Source organism: Vallitalea sp. (assembly GCF_025211055.1).
In the GTDB taxonomy this organism is placed as follows: domain Bacteria; phylum Bacillota; class Clostridia; order Lachnospirales; family Vallitaleaceae; genus Vallitalea.
The window spans coordinates 1-16,220 of the sequence record NZ_JAOARO010000057.1 but is presented as its reverse complement, the minus strand read 5'-3'; the positions used below and the strand labels follow the sequence as shown (position 1 = coordinate 16,220).

Genomic DNA, 16,220 nt, shown 5'->3' with positions numbered 1-16,220 from the left:
ATAATTCAATAAAATTTAAGGGTGATATAATTGTTAGAGAGATTCTTTCCATCAGAGTACACTGATTCAATTAGACAAATAAATTATAGAAAATTGTATGATGAAGGTTATAGAGGAATATTATTTGATATAGATAATACACTTGTTCCATATGATATGGAACACCCTAATCAAGAGATAATAGACTTATTTGAGGATATAAAAAAGATTGGTTTTAAAGTAGCATTGGTTTCTAATAACAATAAAATCAGAGTTACTACATTTAACGAAAAGTTAAAGGTATTTGCTGTTCATAAGGCACTAAAACCAATGACTAGAAATCTTAAAAGAGCCATGCAGGCAATTAAAACCAACAAGAAAAATACAGTTTTGGTAGGAGATCAAATATTCACTGACATCTATGGTGGTAATCGAATAAAAATAAAAACCATACTAGTTGTACCTATTGCAGAAAAAGAAGAATGGATAACAAAAATAAAAAGAAATACTGAAAAGAAAATCATAAAAGCTTACTTAAAGAGGGTAAAAAAGAATGAATCAAAACATTAATGGAAATACCAAAATATTAGGGTTGATTGGTAATCCTATTGAACATACTATTTCACCTAGTATCCATAATCTTTTAGCGACTAAATTAAATATGAATTATGTATATGTGCCTTTCAAAGTTGATAACGGTATGCTAGATAAGGCAATTGAAGGTGCTAGAGCACTTAACATTCAAGGACTCAATATAACTGTTCCATATAAGGAGCAAGTAATGGATAATCTAATAAAGATTACACCCCTTGCTGAACAAATAGGAGCAGTCAATACATTGAAATATACTGAGAGTGGATATGTTGGTTATAACACAGATGCAGAAGGACTTAATATATCTCTAATAAATAATTCCATACAGCTGAAAAATAGTAAAATCGTTATAATAGGAGCAGGGGGAGCTGCTAAAGCTGTAGGAATGCTTTGTGCTAGAGAAAAATGCAAAAAAATAACTATTATTAATAGAACTGTTATAAAAGGCGAAATACTTGCTAATAATATAAGACAATATTACGATGTCGAAACTGAAGTACTAGGATTAGATGAAATTGAGAAAATATCACCTTTTGATATTGCTATTCAGACAACACCTATAGGAATGTCTCCAAATGTGTATGATAATCCAATAACAAATGATAAGTTCTATAAAAAATTTCATATAGCCGTAGATTTGATTTATAATCCAAGTAAGACTAAATTCCTAGAAGAAGCTGAAAGAAACGGAATGAAAATATTAAATGGTTTTCAAATGTTATTCTATCAAGGGGTCAAATCATATGAAATTTGGAATGATATCAGTATCAAAGAAGAGATATTAAAAGAAGTTATGACTGATTTGATTAATCAATAGGGATAAAAGGAGTGTATCAATGGAAGAAAATATTTTATTAGTAGGTTTTATGGGTAGTGGTAAATCGGTAGTAGGAAAAAGACTTTCTAAAATACTTAATAGAGATTTTATAGATACTGATACAGAAATTGAAAAAGAAGAAAAAAGAAGTATTAAAGATATATTTTATAATGATGGTGAAGACTATTTCCGTAATCTTGAATCCAAATTATTGGAAACACTTGTAGATAAAAATAATTGCATTATATCAACTGGTGGAGGTATAGTGCTAAGAGAAAATAATAGAGAGCTTTTAAAAAAAATAGGTAAAGTAATCTTTTTACATGCAGATGTTGAACACATTCTTAATAATGTAAAAAATGATGATACTAGACCTTTGTTACAAACAGAAGATTATGCCACAAAGATATCCAAGATGTTAGAATCCAGAGAAGACAAATATTTAAGTTCGGCAGATATTATTATCCAGACTTCTGGTAAAGATGTAGAAAGTATTGCTGAAGAGATAATTACACTATTATAATTAAAAAAGGAAGATGCTATGAAGAGAATTACAGTTATTAACGGTCCTAATCTTAATTTTCTTGGGATTAGAGAGAAAAGTGTATATGGCAGTAAAGACTACAATGGTTTAGTAGAAATGATTAAAAAGACTACTGACTCATTAAATATTGAAGTGGATGTATTTCAGTCTAATTCGGAAGGAGAGATTATTGATAAGATTCAACAATGCTATTTTGATAAAGTTGATGGCATTATCATTAATCCAGGTGCTTATACACACTATAGTTACGCAATAAGAGATGCTATAGCATCAGTTAATATAAAAACCATAGAGATCCATATTTCCAATATCTATGAAAGAGAAGAATTTCGTCATGTATCAGTAATTGAACCAGTATGTGTACAGCAAATATATGGAAAAGGTCTTGATGGTTATATTATTGCACTAGAAAAGATAGTATCACTATAGACTATATAACTTAGCTAAAGATAAAAATAGGAAGGAAGATAAGAATGAGATTACAAAAATTAGAAAACAGCCTAGATGACTTAGAAATCGATGCGGTACTAATTAGAGACAATTATAATAGAAGATATCTTAGCGGATTTACTGGTTCTAACGCATACATATATATATCAAAAAACACGAAAAAACTTTTAACTGATTTCAGATATACTGAACAGGCTAATAAGCAGAGTCCTGACTTTGACATAATAGATTACACAAAGAGTGGGTTATTAGAAATATTGAATGATATCATAGACAAAGATAATGCAAAAACAATAGGATTTGAAGACGAAACAATATCCTATAAGGAATTCGTTACATATGAAAAAGGATTGAAGAATATAGAACTATTACCTATTGGTAATACTGTTGAAAAAATAAGAATGATTAAAGACGAAGAAGAATTAACATGTATTGAGAAAGCTGCTTCTATTGGTGATCTTGCTTATGAATACATACTAAAATTTGTTAAACCAGGAGTTACAGAAAAAGAAGTGGCATTAGAAATTGAAACCTGTATGAAGAAAAATGGAGCCGAGAACTTATCATTTGATACTATCGTAGCATCAGGTCTTAATTCATCAAAACCTCATGCTGAGCCTTCTGATAAAAAGATTGAAGAAGGTGATTTTGTAACACTTGATTTTGGTTGTATCTACAAAGGTTACTGCTCTGATATGACAAGAACTTTTGTTGTAGGCAAAGCAAGTGAAAAACAAAAGGAAATCTACAATATAGTACTTGAAGCTCAGCTAAAAGCCCTAGAAGCTATAAAAGCTGGATGTGTAGGTAAAGATATAGATAAAGTAGCTCGTGATATTATAACAGATAAAGGATATGGAGAATACTTTGGGCATGGATTAGGTCATAGTGTAGGATTATTCATACATGAAGAGCCAAGATTCTCATACGGTGATGAAAATGTATTTACAGAAAATATGGTAGTTACTGTAGAGCCAGGAATATATGTGCCTGGATTTGGTGGCGTAAGAATAGAAGACCTAGTATGCGTAACCAAAGATGGACTAATTAACTTCGTATCGTCCCCAAAACAATTAATTGAATTAGTATAATTATACTATATACTATCTATAATAAGTTATATAAGTATATTACACAGCAGAGTTTTGTGGATTAATCTTAATAATTATTATAAAACTATTGAAAAAAATTCCGTATTAGTTTACACTATAAAAGATAAAAGTTAGGGAGGAAATTATATATGGTATCAGCTGGAGATTTTAGAAACGGTCTAACAATTCAATATGAAAATCAAATATACACTGTTATTGAATTTCAACACGTAAAACCTGGAAAAGGAGCAGCGTTCGTTAGAACTAAGCTTAAAAACCTAAAAACAGGTTCAGTAATTGAAAAAACATTTAGACCAACTGAAAAAATGCCAAAAGCGCATATTGAAAAGAAGGATATGCAATATTTATATACTGATGGCGATTTATTCCATTTTATGGACAGTGAAACATATGACCAAATAGCGATTAATAGCGATCAAATAGGCGATACATTAAAATTTGTTAAAGAAAATGATATGGTTAAAATCTTAAGCCATGAAGGAGAAGTTTTCGGAATTGAGCCACCACTATTTGTAGAATTAGATATAATTCATACAGAACCAGGAGTAAAAGGTGATACAGCTACTGGAGCTACAAAACCAGCAGAAGTTGAAACTGGTGCTAGTGTTAACGTTCCATTATTTGTTAACATCGGAGATAAGATAAAAATCGATACAAGAACAGGTGAATACTTATCAAGAGCATAATATCACTTGATTTATAGATAAAAGCCAATAAGGCTTTTATTTTTTTGCTCTTTACACACCTTTTGGTTTTCGTAATAAAAATTACAATATAGCCAGTAGTTATTGCCCATTAGAAGAAAAAGTGTTTTGTGATTATATTGAAGATTATTCAAGTGCAACATATACATATACTATTTTGCAAAAGCCAAGTCAGAACAAAACATTTTTTCTGACTTACTTGTAATATCAATTACTGATTTATCTGTAAGAGATTTTGGTATTTATTGACATATTTAACAATATAAACTATACTATTATTGAAATTGCTAATTACTATCAATTATATTCCTGACATATATAAAAAGGTTATATGATAAGTTTATTTGGACAAGTATTTTATCTTTTATAAGTTATTAGACCAATGAGAAAGAAGTGATTGATATTTTTGATAGATTAAGACAAAAAAGATCCCATCGTTATCATGATATTATAGAATGTTTAATAGGAGCATTAGAAGCAAAAGATACATATACACGTGGTCATTCTGATAGGGTTGCACATATGGCATATGATATAGGAAAAAAATATGGGCTTGGAAAAAAAGAATTGGAAGACTTACATCTTGCTGGTCATTTACATGATATAGGAAAAATCGGTATTCCGGATAATATACTTAATAAACCAAGTAAATTACAACCTTATGAATATAATATTGTAAAAAATCATAGTAGAATGGGATATGACATATTGATGAAATCTAAGAATCTTAAAGACATAGCTATCATAGTATTATATCATCATGAAAGATGGGATGGAAAAGGATATCCAGAAGGGTTAAAAGAAAAGGAAATACCATTGGCATCAAGAATAATTGCTATAAGTGATTCTATAGATGCTATGATTTCTAAGAGATCGTATAAAAAAAGTTTATCTTGGAATGAATGCCATAAAGAAGTAATATCCAATAAAGGAATACAATTTGACCCATATTTAGTTAATAGTATTGAAAGTTTATGGAGTAAATGGGAAAAGAGCTTGTGAAATGAATGGGGCTGTGGAAATATTACACAGCCCCTTATTTAATTCCATATTCAATTATTTTCTATAAACTACTTTTGGTTTAATATAATTATTCCGCTTTTTACTAATGGATATAAAGGCGATAGAAGTTACTGGAATGCTGAATATTAATCCAATACTACCACACAATGCCCTTAATATCTCTCCAGCTATCTGGTCAGAATTAATAAATTGTACTAGTGACCTGTTATACAAGAAAAATACTAAAATCATGCTTATAGAATTACCAGCATAAGCCAATATAAGTGTGTTGGACATGGTTCCCATTATATCTTTACCGATTCGCATACCCGCAGAAAAAAGTTTGTCTTTACCGATTCTAGGATTACTCTCATAAAGCTCTCCCATAGAAGAAGCAATAGACATACTAACGTCCATAATAGCTCCAAGAGCACCTATAATAATCCCCGCATACAACAAATCTCGAAAATTGAGATTATACCCTTCAGTAAAATATGATAAGAGTTCAACATCTTCATCACCAATACCTTGAATATGTGTTAGAGCCCCAAAATAATATGTTAACAAACCTGCTGCAATCACTCCGCCTATAGTACCAATAATAGCTGCATATGTCTTAATATTGAGACCGCCAATAACAGATAATGTAATAAAAGTAGATATGATGCTTATAACACTGACCACTATAATTGGATTATATGATTTCATTATTAATGGAAAGAAGCCAAAAAGTATTAAAGAAACACATATAGTCAAGCTTATAATGGAGTAGAATCCATTTTTGCCCCCAAAGAGTAATAATGCGCCTATAAAAACTAATAAAAGGTAAATTAGATACTTATCACGAGCATAAGAATATACCCTGCCATTTTCTATGGTATTACCTGTCTGATTACATACAATAATAATTTCATCCCCTGGTTTGACGACAATTTTATAAATTGAAGCCGTATTAATCACGTTTTCAATCTCTGCTTGACCTGTCAAGTCTCGTTCTGTTAATTTCACCAGTAATTTTTGATATCTCATGCAATTTTCTTTATCAACAGTATCCTCTATAACGGATATGACTTTTCCATGTATGTACTTCCATTCATAGCTTATTTCTTCAGTACAATTAACATCAATAGGTTTTATTATAAATAAACATAACATCAATAAATAGATTATTCTCATAACATATTTGCTCCTTATCGGGTAGTGAATTGTTGATAGTTACTTTGATTTATATAATATATGAGATATTAAGTTTGTTTATGATTAAACAAAATTCTTATCATAAAAAAGTTTGTCCAAGCATATATTGTTTTAAGAAAGGTGGACAAGTGATGAAAAAAGAAACTGTTGAAAAAATATTAGCAACTAATCTTCGAGGATGGTTCGGCTTATTAAAGAAAGAGCAGTTGGACTTATTGCAAGAAATCAGATTGAGAGTTAATAAACCTCTTATTATAAGAATAGATAACAAAGAATACTTTTTAAACCAAGATAAGTTAGTAACAAGTAGCAAAAGAGCTTATATCATAACTGAAAAAGATTTAAAGGATACTATGGAATTCATAAGCAACTATTCGTTATATGCCTTTGAGGACGAGCTGCGAAATGGCTATATAACCGTTGATGGGGGACATCGTGTTGGGTTGGCAGGAAAGGTAGTAGTAGAGAATAATAGAGTAAAGACTATTAAAAACATAACCTGCATAAATATCAGGATTTCACATGAAATAAAAGGTTGTGCCAACAAAGTTATACCCTACATATTTCAAGAAAACAGAATATATCATACTCTAATAATATCTCCTCCTAGATGTGGTAAGACAACATTATTAAGAGATATAGTAAGACAGCTCTCAAATGGTGTAAGTAATAACACAGGAATAACCATAGGTGTAGTTGATGAAAGATCCGAAATAGGAGGCTGCTATAGAGGTATACCACAAAATGATGTAGGAATCAGAACAGATATACTTGACGGATGTCCAAAAACTGAAGGTATGCTCATGCTTATAAGGTCAATGTCTCCAGAAGTCATTGCTGTAGATGAAATAGGGAGCAGTGAAGATATAGAAGCCATAGATTTTGTTATCAATGCAGGTTGCAAGATGATATGTACTGTACATGGATCATCACTGGTTGAAGTCAAGAATAAACCTATACTGGAAAAATTGATAGATAAGAATATAATAGAACGTTTTATTGTTCTAGAAAGTAAAAATGGAGTTGGTGATGTAAAGAAGATATATGATAAGCAGGGCAAAATGATAAGTATTGTTGTTGATAATTAAGTAAAGGGGGTTATTTCATGGTTGTAAAAATATTAGGTGCTACTCTAATACTTATATCATCTTCACTTTTAGGTTTTTATTATAGTAAAAGTTACATAAGAAGAAGCAATGACCTTAGAATATTAAAAAAGGCGCTAATTCTGTTAAGAGGTGAAATCAATTACTCATTATCTCCAATGCCCGAAGCCTTAGAGGATATCAGTAAAAGATTTGACCATGAGATAGCTGATTTTTTTAAATCCATATCAGAAGAACTAAAACTCAATTCAGGAAAAACATTAACAGAAGTATGGAAAAAAAAAGCTGAAGAAATATTAAAAAGGACTTACTTGAATCCTACAGATATAAAAAATATTATGATATTCAGTGAAAATATAGGCTATCTAGATAAAGAAATGCAGAATAATAATATCAATTTGCTCCTAGAGCAAATAGGTGAAGAAATAAAAGTTACGATGGAAGATGATGCTAAGTACAATAAATTATATAGAAGTCTTGGAGTTCTAGGAGGTATATTGGTTATTGTACTTTTTATATAGCAAAAGATAATTTTTAATGTGCCTTATTCTGAGGGGAGGGTAATAATGGATATATCTATTGTTTTTAAAATAGCTGCAGTTGGAATAGTGGTTGCAGTACTCAACCAATTATTAACGAAAGCAGGAAAAGATGAACAAGCTATGTTAACTACATTAGCAGGATTAGTTGTTGTCCTTTATTGGATTGTGGAATATATAAGTGAACTATTTGAAAAAATACAGACGTTGTTTCAATTGTAGAAAATACATTGAACTTATTGAAATGGATGTATAGATGGTATATAGGTAACCTGAAAGGAATGTTTTGATGGAAGCTGTACAAGTTGTTATTATCGGTATTGTATCAACTATATTAATAGTTGTACTAAAAAAAAGTAATGCTGAATTTGGTATTTATATAGGTATTGCAGCTAGTATAGTTATCTTCTTTATTGTTATTGATAAGTTAGGAGTAATACTGGATTTGATAACTAGAATTACAGGTTTAATCAACATAAATGATATATATATAAAGATACTACTGCAAATACTGGGAATTGCCTTCATAACAGAATTTGGTGCACAATTATGTAAAGATGCTGGACAGCAAGCAATAGCAAGTAAAATAGAGATGGCAGGGAAAATAATGATATTAATTATATCCATGCCCGTAATACTATCAATCATTAATATGATAACTAATATCTTAATATAGATTACTACTTAAGGGTCAATTAGTTTTAAATAAATTAGGAGAATACTATGAGAAGAATTAGATGGTTATTGATAATAGTTATAGCTTTAAAATTATCATCTATGAGTGTATTTGCTTCATCAGAAGTAGATAGTATATTAGCAGAGCAGGAAAGAGTTATTGAGTATGATGATATTCAATCAGCAGTAGACGAAATACTTAGTAATGAAAATGGGTTGAAGATTAACTTCAGGGAAACATTCAACAAAGTTATTAGCGGAGATTTGGACCTTAATTTCAATGATATGTTTGGATTAGTGTTAGATAATATCTTCATAGAAGTAAAAGGCAATATAAAATTAATAATAGAACTTATTGCCATTGCTTTAATAGCAGCAGTATTCACTAATTTTACTACTGCTTTTAATAATAAATATGTAGGAGAAGTTGGCTACTTTGTTGTTTTTTTATTGATGTCAACCATAATACTGAAATCTTACAATATATTGAATACTATAGCGCTTCAAGTAATATCTAATCTACAGACCTTTATTAAAACTTTGATACCTAGCTTATTTGCTGCTACTGCTTTGTCGGGGAATTATACTTCAACTTTTCTCTATAGCCAAATAATGCTAATGATAATAGGAATGGTAGAAAACATTATTCTAAAATATGTAGTGCCTTTTGTATATATAATTATTGTTCTTGAAATAATTAACAGCATTACAGAAGAAAGTATTCTATCCAAGATGGTGGAACTATTCAAAAACATAGTTAACTGGGGGATCAAGGTACTTGTCATTGTTTTTGCGGCAGTTCTTACCATGCAGAGTTTTACAACACCTATTATAGATGGTATAGCTAATAAATCTGTCAAAGTTGCAGTATCGGCTATTCCTTTTGTGGGAACTACATTAAGCGGTGTAGCTGATACAGTTCTAGGGTGTGCAGTTCTAATTAAAAATGGAATAGGTATAGTAGCTTTGATAATTATCATTGTAATATGTCTAATACCAATAATAAAAATACTTGTTGTGACTTTATTATATAAATTTGCATCTGCCATAATTCAGCCAATATCCGATAAACGTATAGTTAATTGTTTATCCAATGTTGGAGATATATGTTTCATATTACTTGGAATAGTTATTATTACCGCTTTTTTATTTATAATCACAATAACGATAATCTTGAATGCAACAAGTATTACAGCTTACATAAGATAAAATATTATTAAATGAAGGAATGAAAATATGGAAGCATTCTATAGTTTTATAAGAAACATAGTTATTTTTTTATTGTTAGCTAAGATATTGGAATATCTAATACCTGATGGAAATATGAAGAAATATTTTCGATTGTTTTCTGGAATTATATTGATAATTATAATAATAAACCCAATAATCAAATATAATGGGATAATGGAACAATTCAATTTGGATGTTATCAAAAATCAGTTTAATATCAATTATACGGATACCCAGGGAACTGAAAACAAATACTCAGAAATTCAAAATGAAATAACCTTGAAAATTTATAAAGAAAAGATAATTAATCATGTAAAAGGACTACTAGAAGATGAAAAAATCTCTATAAAAAATGTTTCAGTAGAGATTGAAGAAGATATTAATAATGAAAATTACGGTGCTATAAAAGAAATAGATCTTACAGTGAATAGTGAATATATTGAAAAGAAAGATCCGCAGGTAGAAAGAGTAAAAATAGAAAAAGTTCTCATTGGAGAATCTAATAATAATCAAACATTAAGGTCATCTGAAAATATTTTATTAGAAAAAAAAATAAAAAAAATAATTAAAAACTTCTATAAATTGTCCTCTAATAATATACATATTACTATAGAGACATGTTAACTGTTTTTACACTTTGTTTTTAACCTATAAGTACAGGAGGATAAAGATGAAATTTGATTTTTTTACAAAAGGCAATAAGGCTGAAAAAGATAAAAAAAGAATAAGCTTTCTCTTCATTATGTTCTTGACAGGATTATTGCTTCTATTATTTTCAAAAAATCTTATTAAACCAAGTAATAATACGAAGGTAGATAATAGTATCATTGCACCTAATACATATAAGGCAAGTAATCCCCAAACGTATGAAGAAAAACTTGAAAAAAGACTTGAGAAGGAATTCACTAATATTGATGGAGTGGGTAAAGTTGAAGTAATAATCATGTTAAAAACAAGCGGTGAAATAATTATAAATAAAGATACCCCTAGTTCACAAACACAATCCGATGAAGTAGATAGTGAAGGTGGAACAAGACAAAACATTCAAACAGATTCTAAAGAAGCCACTGTACTGATTAATAACTCCGATGGTTCTACTAAACCAATCATATTAAAAGAGCTTGAACCAGAGATTAGTGGCGTTGTAATAATAGCTGAAGGCGGTGATGATATACTTGTTAAAAAAAACTTAATTAATGCGGCTAAAGTATTATTAGACGTTCCTATGCATAAAATAGAAGTAATGAAAATGGTTCAAATTAAGGGGGAATAATTATGCAAACTTTTAAAAAAAATCAAATTATAATAACTGCTTTGGTTATTATGATTGCGATAGCGGGATATCTTCAGTTTACAGAAAATGATGGTACTCCTACACAAGAAGTATTGAATAATCAAAGTGAAGAAAAGAAAAAAGATAATGTTACAACATCACAAGCATTAGTACCAAATGGTGAGAATACCAATACTGATGCAAAAGTTGAAGAAAATGCAGATAATGTATCTAAACAAGAATCATCAAATAATATTAAGCCAGAGCAAAAACAGGAACAGAAACAAGGAGAGAACAAAACAACTGAGCCTACTTCAGCTGTTCCAGAAAATGATAATAAGGATGAAAAAAAAGAAGAAGCAAAAGAAACTTCTACTGAAAAAAATGATAGTAATGTAGGAGAAGCTATTTTGACAAGTGGTAATACATTACAAGCAGGTTATTTCTTACAAGCTAAAATTGATAGGGAACAAGATTATTCAAAATTAAAAGAAGGATATCTATTAGTAATAGACAATCAAAATCTGAAAGATGAAAATAAAGTGGAAGCAGTAAAAGAAATGATTGACCTTCAAGATAGAATTGAAAAAGAAGCTGCTGCCGAATCTATCTTAGAAGCTAAAGGGTTCAAAGATGTATTTGTAAGAATGATTGATGATAAAGTTGATGTAGTAATTAATGCAAAAGAACTATCACAAGCAGATCTTGCAAAAGTAGAAGATGTAGTGAGGAGACAAACAGGAGTTGACGCAGAAAATATTGTAATCACATTATTAGATGTTACTAAAGCACAATAAACATATATAGAAACCATATTAGGCTTTTATGTAAGGAACACTACATGGAAGCCTAAAATTATTAGAAAAAATAATTTGCAAAACCTATAAGATTTGTTATAATTAACCTAGAAATGGTTTTATTAAAAATAGCATTAATGAATTCATATAATAAAATATAGCTGAGATAGGAGGATTAATTAATGGATAGACAGACAGTTAAAATACACGAAAAAGATAAAGTCGGAGAAGTCCATATTGCAGATGAAGTTATTGCTATAATCGCTGGATTAGCAGCTACAGAAGTAGAGGGAGTTGCTGGTATGGTAGGTAATTTTACTGGCGATTTAGTTGAGATGCTTGGTAAAAAGAACTTGGCAAAAGGTGTTTTAGTTGATGTTGGTGAAAAAGATGTTTCACTTGAACTCTCATTGATAGTTGATTTTGGAAGCAGTATTCCTGAAGTAACTAATGATGTTCAAGAAAAGGTTAAGAATGCAGTAGAGACTATGACAGGACTTGAAGTGGATGAGATTAACATAAGAGTAGCTGGTGTTAACGTAGAAAAAAGCAAATAGATAGGATTATAACCACTATAACAGGTTATAACTATAATTTTTAAAATATTTGCTTGTACAATTAACTAAATATAGTATAATAAAGATACCCTTAAATATTTATATTTAAGGGTATTAAAATGTAATAAAAATATTTATTCAATATATATTTAATCCCAGGAGGTAGGTACATTATGAACAGAAGGATCATGAGAGAGCATATTTTTAAACTAGTATTTGCTATTGAATTTAATGAAGAAGAAAGATTTACTGATAGAGTAGGAGTATATCTTAACGAGCTTGAAACAAGTGATACTGCTAGAGAATATATAAAACATAAAGCTATATCTATATTTGAAAAATTAGAATCTATTGATGAAATGATTAATAAGAATGCTGAGAAATGGTCCATAAGTAGAATGTCCAAAGTAGATGTAAGTATTCTAAGAGTTGCTATCTATGAAATAGAATTCGACGAAGATATCCCTACTAATGTAGCAATAAACGAAGCAATAGAAATTGCTAAGAAATATGGCGGGGATCATTCACCATCATTTGTTAATGGAATTCTCGCCAAAGTTGTAAACTAACCGGGGTGATATTAATGAAAAAGAGTATTTTTTCAGTATCACAGGTTAATGCCTATATTAAGAAAATATTTGTAAATGATTATGTCATTAATGATATTTGGATAAAAGGTGAAGTTTCCAATTGCAAGATACACGGTTCAGGACACGTATATTTCACGTTGAAAGATACCAATAGTGCAATATCCTGTGTTGTGTTTAAAAACTATCGTGATTTTATAGAATGCGAGTTAAGGGATGGAATTAACATTACTGCTAGAGGTTATATCTCAGTATATGAAAGAGCTGGGACATTCCAACTTTATGTACAGCAAATAAAATCAGATGGTATGGGAGACTTATATAAGAAATTTGAGATATTAAAAGAGAACCTCCAGATAAAAGGATATTTTGATTCGGATAATAAGAAAATGATACCTAGATATCCAAGAAGAGTAGGTATAGTAACCTCTGATACAGGAGCGGCTGTTCGTGATATAATCAATGTAGCGAAACGAAGAAATAAATATATAGGAATTGTGTTATACCCATCCCTTGTTCAAGGAGAGGAAGCTACAAATAATATTGTAAAAGGCATAAAATATCTTGATAGGGTTACTGATGTTGATGTTATTATTATTGGTAGAGGGGGAGGTTCTATAGAGGATCTTTGGGCTTTCAATGAAGAAATAGTCGCAAAAGCTATTTATGAAGCCAATACTCCAATAATATCAGCTGTAGGACATGAAACAGATTTTACAATATCAGATTTTACTTCTGACCTTAGAGCACCAACCCCTTCAGCAGCAGCAGAACTTGCTATACCAGCATTTGATGAAATAGATGGTATATTAGAAAAATATAATTACAAGCTTACAAATATTATAAATAATAAAATTGAATCCTGTATAAAAGCTACCCAACTAAATAAAATAAAACTTGACTTTAATAGTCCATCAATGAGAGTATTAAAGGAAAGACAATATATAACAGAATTTGAAGATAGATTGAATAGAAGAATTAAGGAATTAATTAATGATAATAAAAACTATGTAAGTCTATTACAAAATAAATTAAGCGTGTTATCTCCAATAACCAATTTAGAAAAAGGTTATTCTTATATAGAAAATATTAATGGTCAGATAAAAAGTATAACAGATGTTAATATGGGAGAGACTCTATTAATACAATTACATGATGGAAAAATAGAGGCTAAAGTTAAGAATATAGAAAGTGGAAAGTGGGGTAGCTATGAGTAATAAATTAACTTTTCAAGAGAATTTGGACAGCCTAGAAAAAATAGTTAAACGATTGGAGTCAGGAGAAACAACTCTTGAAGAAAGTCTAGAACTATATAAACAAGGCATGATGTTTTTAAAAGAATGTAATAATAAGATTGATAAAGTAGAGAAAGAAATCGAAGTTATACAAAACGAAAACTAGATTGTGTAATGTTTTTTACGGAAGGAAATGAACAGAGTAATGAATTTTAGTAATGAGCTAAAAGATAAACAGAAAGTGGTAGAAAAGATATTATTGAAGTATATGCCAGAAAACACTTCACCATATGACCATGTTGTTTATAATGCAATGAAGTACAGCCTAATGGCTAATGGAAAGAGAATACGCCCTATATTGATGATGGAGGCATATAAAATATGTGGCGGTAATAATATAAAAGAGATAGATGCATTTATGGCAGCTATGGAGATGATTCACACATATTCTTTGATTCATGATGATTTACCTGCGATGGATAATGATGATTATAGAAGAGGCATACTGACTTGTCATAAAAAGTATGGTGAAGATATAGCTATTCTAGCTGGAGATAGTCTTCTTAATAGTGCCTATGAAATAATGATTGATGCTTGTTTAAAAGATAATAAGTTAAAAGCTAAGGAGAAATTAAAGGCTTGTAAAGAAATAGGAAAAGCCTCTGGAGTAAAAGGAATGATTGGTGGACAAGTAGCAGATGTTATACAAAACAATATTAATATGGATGTTATTAATTATATTCATATACATAAGACTTCTGCTATAATAGAAGCTTCTCTAACTGTTGGAGCAATACTTGCTAATGGTAGCATGCAAAAAGTAGAGAATTTTAGAAAGATTGGTAGATGTATTGGATTAGCATTCCAGATTCAAGATGATATACTAGATATTGTTAGTACAACAGAAGAACTAGGAAAACAAGTTGGTAGTGATAATAAGAATGGAAAGAATACTTATGTAACTATAAAAGGTATTGATGAATCAAGGCAGATAGTTAATGAATTAATTGAAGAAGCCTTAGATAATCTAAATAGTTTTGATAGCAGTGAAAAAGAATTTTTGAAAGAATTTATTTTTTATCTGAGAAACAGAAAAAAATGAGGTGTATTTGGTGGAGAACTTTTATACTATTACAGAGAATAGAGTTTTATTAGCTGCAATTATTGCTTGGTTTGTTTCACAGGGTATTAAATTCTTTACATGTCTAATAAAAACAAGGAAAATTAGAATGGATAGAATTATGGGTTCTGGGGGGATGCCTAGTTCTCATACAGCCTCAGTTATGGCAGCGACATTCTCAGTTGGTGAATTATTAGGGTATAATGATCCTGTATTCGGAGGATTGATGATAATATCTTTTATTGTAATGTATGACGCTGCAGGAGTTAGAATGGCCGCAGGGAAGCAAGCAAAAGCAATCAATAACATTGTTGAAGCATTAGGGTCTTACAGATTAAAGATTGATGGACAGTTAAAAGAGTTGCTTGGACATACATATATGGAAGTATTAGTTGGAGCTGCTTTAGGTATTGTTATAGCTCTATTAATCAATTAAATTATAATAAAAATGGTAAAATTAAATAATAGATTTATAAATTTGTTAATTAATGATACTTGATTTATTCTTAAATATGATATATTATTGGATATACTAAAGATGCAGTATCCTAGTTGGTACCATTAATCTTGAAGACGGGCCTAAAAATCCGTAAAAGGGCATATCGATGAAGTTCCTGGTGTTGGCTGGTGACGCCCAGTCGCGGGCTTATGCTGGGAGTTAAGACATAAGGGCGATCCACAATGGCATGTGGGCGTGGACCC

22 protein-coding genes are annotated in these 16,220 nt (G+C 30.0%); 21 read left to right on the top strand and 1 reads right to left on the bottom strand.

Annotated features, from left to right (window positions below; translation table 11 throughout):
• Positions 1–30 precede the first annotated feature (30 nt).
• The 7 genes from N4A55_RS07275 (at position 31) to N4A55_RS07245 (ending at position 5,202) form a co-directional block, all read left to right on the top strand.
• Positions 31–549 (top strand): YqeG family HAD IIIA-type phosphatase, encoded by a 519-nt coding sequence (locus N4A55_RS07275; RefSeq protein ID WP_293754934.1) that lies wholly within the window; start codon positions 31–33, stop codon positions 547–549.
• The gene (aroE, locus tag N4A55_RS07270; RefSeq protein WP_293754933.1) at positions 533–1,390 is read left to right on the top strand and encodes a shikimate dehydrogenase; all 858 of its coding nucleotides are present in this window, start codon (positions 533–535) and stop codon (positions 1,388–1,390) included. Before N4A55_RS07275 ends, aroE begins: the two co-directional genes overlap by 17 nt.
• Positions 1,391–1,409: 19 nt before the next feature.
• A complete protein-coding gene (locus N4A55_RS07265; RefSeq protein ID WP_293754932.1) occupies positions 1,410–1,913 on the top strand; it encodes a shikimate kinase in 504 nt (167 codons plus the stop codon).
• Positions 1,914–1,931: 18 nt separating this feature from the next.
• Positions 1,932–2,363 (top strand): type II 3-dehydroquinate dehydratase, encoded by a 432-nt coding sequence (aroQ, locus tag N4A55_RS07260; protein WP_293754931.1) that lies wholly within the window; start codon positions 1,932–1,934, stop codon positions 2,361–2,363.
• 44 nt (positions 2,364–2,407) lie between these two features.
• Complete coding sequence (locus tag N4A55_RS07255) at positions 2,408–3,475, top strand: M24 family metallopeptidase (protein WP_293754930.1); 1,068 nt, start codon at positions 2,408–2,410, stop codon at positions 3,473–3,475.
• A gap of 149 nt (positions 3,476–3,624) precedes the next feature.
• On the top strand, positions 3,625–4,182 hold the full coding sequence (gene efp, locus N4A55_RS07250; RefSeq protein WP_293754929.1) for an elongation factor P: 558 nt from the start codon (positions 3,625–3,627) through the stop codon (positions 4,180–4,182).
• Positions 4,183–4,593: 411 nt separating this feature from the next.
• Positions 4,594–5,202, top strand: a complete 609-nt coding sequence (locus N4A55_RS07245) for an HD-GYP domain-containing protein (RefSeq protein WP_293754928.1) — start codon at positions 4,594–4,596, stop codon at positions 5,200–5,202.
• 54 nt (positions 5,203–5,256) lie between these two features.
• Here N4A55_RS07245 and N4A55_RS07240 read toward each other — a convergent pair whose 3' ends face one another.
• A complete protein-coding gene (locus N4A55_RS07240) occupies positions 5,257–6,378 on the bottom strand; it encodes a YibE/F family protein (RefSeq protein ID WP_293754927.1) in 1,122 nt (373 codons plus the stop codon).
• Between the two features lie 152 nt (positions 6,379–6,530).
• Between N4A55_RS07240 and spoIIIAA the strand changes: the two genes are divergently transcribed.
• The 14 genes from spoIIIAA (at position 6,531) to N4A55_RS07170 (ending at position 15,954) form a co-directional block, all read left to right on the top strand.
• Positions 6,531–7,487 (top strand): stage III sporulation protein AA, encoded by a 957-nt coding sequence (gene spoIIIAA, locus N4A55_RS07235; protein ID WP_293754926.1) that lies wholly within the window; start codon positions 6,531–6,533, stop codon positions 7,485–7,487.
• Between the two features lie 17 nt (positions 7,488–7,504).
• A complete protein-coding gene (locus tag N4A55_RS07230; RefSeq protein WP_293754924.1) occupies positions 7,505–8,026 on the top strand; it encodes a stage III sporulation protein AB in 522 nt (173 codons plus the stop codon).
• 45 nt (positions 8,027–8,071) lie between these two features.
• Positions 8,072–8,266, top strand: coding sequence for a stage III sporulation protein AC (spoIIIAC, locus tag N4A55_RS07225; RefSeq protein ID WP_293754922.1), 195 nt, complete (start codon positions 8,072–8,074; stop codon positions 8,264–8,266).
• Positions 8,267–8,333: 67 nt separating this feature from the next.
• Positions 8,334–8,720 (top strand): stage III sporulation protein AD, encoded by a 387-nt coding sequence (gene spoIIIAD / locus N4A55_RS07220; protein WP_293754920.1) that lies wholly within the window; start codon positions 8,334–8,336, stop codon positions 8,718–8,720.
• A gap of 47 nt (positions 8,721–8,767) precedes the next feature.
• On the top strand, positions 8,768–9,928 hold the full coding sequence (locus N4A55_RS07215) for a stage III sporulation protein AE (protein WP_293754919.1): 1,161 nt from the start codon (positions 8,768–8,770) through the stop codon (positions 9,926–9,928).
• A 27-nt stretch (positions 9,929–9,955) separates the two neighbouring features.
• Positions 9,956–10,573 carry a stage III sporulation protein AF gene (locus tag N4A55_RS07210; RefSeq protein ID WP_293754917.1) on the top strand — a complete coding sequence of 206 codons (618 nt, stop codon included), beginning with the start codon at positions 9,956–9,958 and terminating at the stop codon, positions 10,571–10,573.
• Between the two features lie 46 nt (positions 10,574–10,619).
• Positions 10,620–11,222: a hypothetical protein gene (locus tag N4A55_RS07205; RefSeq protein WP_293754915.1), complete on the top strand. Its 603-nt coding sequence runs from the start codon at positions 10,620–10,622 to the stop codon at positions 11,220–11,222.
• Positions 11,223–11,224: 2 nt separating this feature from the next.
• Positions 11,225–12,019 (top strand): SpoIIIAH-like family protein, encoded by a 795-nt coding sequence (locus N4A55_RS07200; protein ID WP_293754913.1) that lies wholly within the window; start codon positions 11,225–11,227, stop codon positions 12,017–12,019.
• Between the two features lie 182 nt (positions 12,020–12,201).
• Positions 12,202–12,576 carry an Asp23/Gls24 family envelope stress response protein gene (locus N4A55_RS07195; RefSeq protein WP_293754912.1) on the top strand — a complete coding sequence of 125 codons (375 nt, stop codon included), beginning with the start codon at positions 12,202–12,204 and terminating at the stop codon, positions 12,574–12,576.
• 173 nt (positions 12,577–12,749) lie between these two features.
• Positions 12,750–13,145: a transcription antitermination factor NusB gene (nusB, locus tag N4A55_RS07190; RefSeq protein ID WP_293754911.1), complete on the top strand. Its 396-nt coding sequence runs from the start codon at positions 12,750–12,752 to the stop codon at positions 13,143–13,145.
• A gap of 14 nt (positions 13,146–13,159) precedes the next feature.
• Positions 13,160–14,380, top strand: a complete 1,221-nt coding sequence (xseA, locus tag N4A55_RS07185; RefSeq protein ID WP_293754910.1) for an exodeoxyribonuclease VII large subunit — start codon at positions 13,160–13,162, stop codon at positions 14,378–14,380.
• Positions 14,373–14,564, top strand: coding sequence for an exodeoxyribonuclease VII small subunit (gene xseB, locus N4A55_RS07180; protein ID WP_293754909.1), 192 nt, complete (start codon positions 14,373–14,375; stop codon positions 14,562–14,564). Before xseA ends, xseB begins: the two co-directional genes overlap by 8 nt.
• A gap of 39 nt (positions 14,565–14,603) precedes the next feature.
• A complete protein-coding gene (locus tag N4A55_RS07175; protein ID WP_293754908.1) occupies positions 14,604–15,500 on the top strand; it encodes a polyprenyl synthetase family protein in 897 nt (298 codons plus the stop codon).
• A 10-nt stretch (positions 15,501–15,510) separates the two neighbouring features.
• Complete coding sequence (locus N4A55_RS07170; protein ID WP_293754907.1) at positions 15,511–15,954, top strand: divergent PAP2 family protein; 444 nt, start codon at positions 15,511–15,513, stop codon at positions 15,952–15,954.
• The last annotated feature ends 266 nt before the right edge of the window (positions 15,955–16,220 follow it).

Bases quoted from the DNA above. Each gene is read 5' to 3' on its own strand.
- aroE (WP_293754933.1), top strand. From the start codon at position 533: ATGAATCAAAACATTAATGGAAATACCAAAATATTAGGGTTGATTGGT.
- N4A55_RS07265 (WP_293754932.1), top strand. From the start codon at position 1,410: ATGGAAGAAAATATTTTATTAGTAGGTTTTATGGGTAGTGGTAAATCG.
- aroQ (WP_293754931.1), top strand. From the start codon at position 1,932: ATGAAGAGAATTACAGTTATTAACGGTCCTAATCTTAATTTTCTTGGG.
- N4A55_RS07255 (WP_293754930.1), top strand. From the start codon at position 2,408: ATGAGATTACAAAAATTAGAAAACAGCCTAGATGACTTAGAAATCGAT.
- efp (WP_293754929.1), top strand. From the start codon at position 3,625: ATGGTATCAGCTGGAGATTTTAGAAACGGTCTAACAATTCAATATGAA.
- N4A55_RS07240 (WP_293754927.1), bottom strand. From the start codon at position 6,378: ATGAGAATAATCTATTTATTGATGTTATGTTTATTTATAATAAAACCT.
- spoIIIAA (WP_293754926.1), top strand. From the start codon at position 6,531: ATGAAAAAAGAAACTGTTGAAAAAATATTAGCAACTAATCTTCGAGGA.
- N4A55_RS07230 (WP_293754924.1), top strand. From the start codon at position 7,505: ATGGTTGTAAAAATATTAGGTGCTACTCTAATACTTATATCATCTTCA.
- spoIIIAC (WP_293754922.1), top strand. From the start codon at position 8,072: ATGGATATATCTATTGTTTTTAAAATAGCTGCAGTTGGAATAGTGGTT.
- spoIIIAD (WP_293754920.1), top strand. From the start codon at position 8,334: ATGGAAGCTGTACAAGTTGTTATTATCGGTATTGTATCAACTATATTA.
- N4A55_RS07215 (WP_293754919.1), top strand. From the start codon at position 8,768: ATGAGAAGAATTAGATGGTTATTGATAATAGTTATAGCTTTAAAATTA.
- N4A55_RS07210 (WP_293754917.1), top strand. From the start codon at position 9,956: ATGGAAGCATTCTATAGTTTTATAAGAAACATAGTTATTTTTTTATTG.
- N4A55_RS07205 (WP_293754915.1), top strand. From the start codon at position 10,620: ATGAAATTTGATTTTTTTACAAAAGGCAATAAGGCTGAAAAAGATAAA.
- N4A55_RS07200 (WP_293754913.1), top strand. From the start codon at position 11,225: ATGCAAACTTTTAAAAAAAATCAAATTATAATAACTGCTTTGGTTATT.
- N4A55_RS07195 (WP_293754912.1), top strand. From the start codon at position 12,202: ATGGATAGACAGACAGTTAAAATACACGAAAAAGATAAAGTCGGAGAA.
- nusB (WP_293754911.1), top strand. From the start codon at position 12,750: ATGAACAGAAGGATCATGAGAGAGCATATTTTTAAACTAGTATTTGCT.
- xseA (WP_293754910.1), top strand. From the start codon at position 13,160: ATGAAAAAGAGTATTTTTTCAGTATCACAGGTTAATGCCTATATTAAG.
- xseB (WP_293754909.1), top strand. From the start codon at position 14,373: ATGAGTAATAAATTAACTTTTCAAGAGAATTTGGACAGCCTAGAAAAA.
- N4A55_RS07175 (WP_293754908.1), top strand. From the start codon at position 14,604: ATGAATTTTAGTAATGAGCTAAAAGATAAACAGAAAGTGGTAGAAAAG.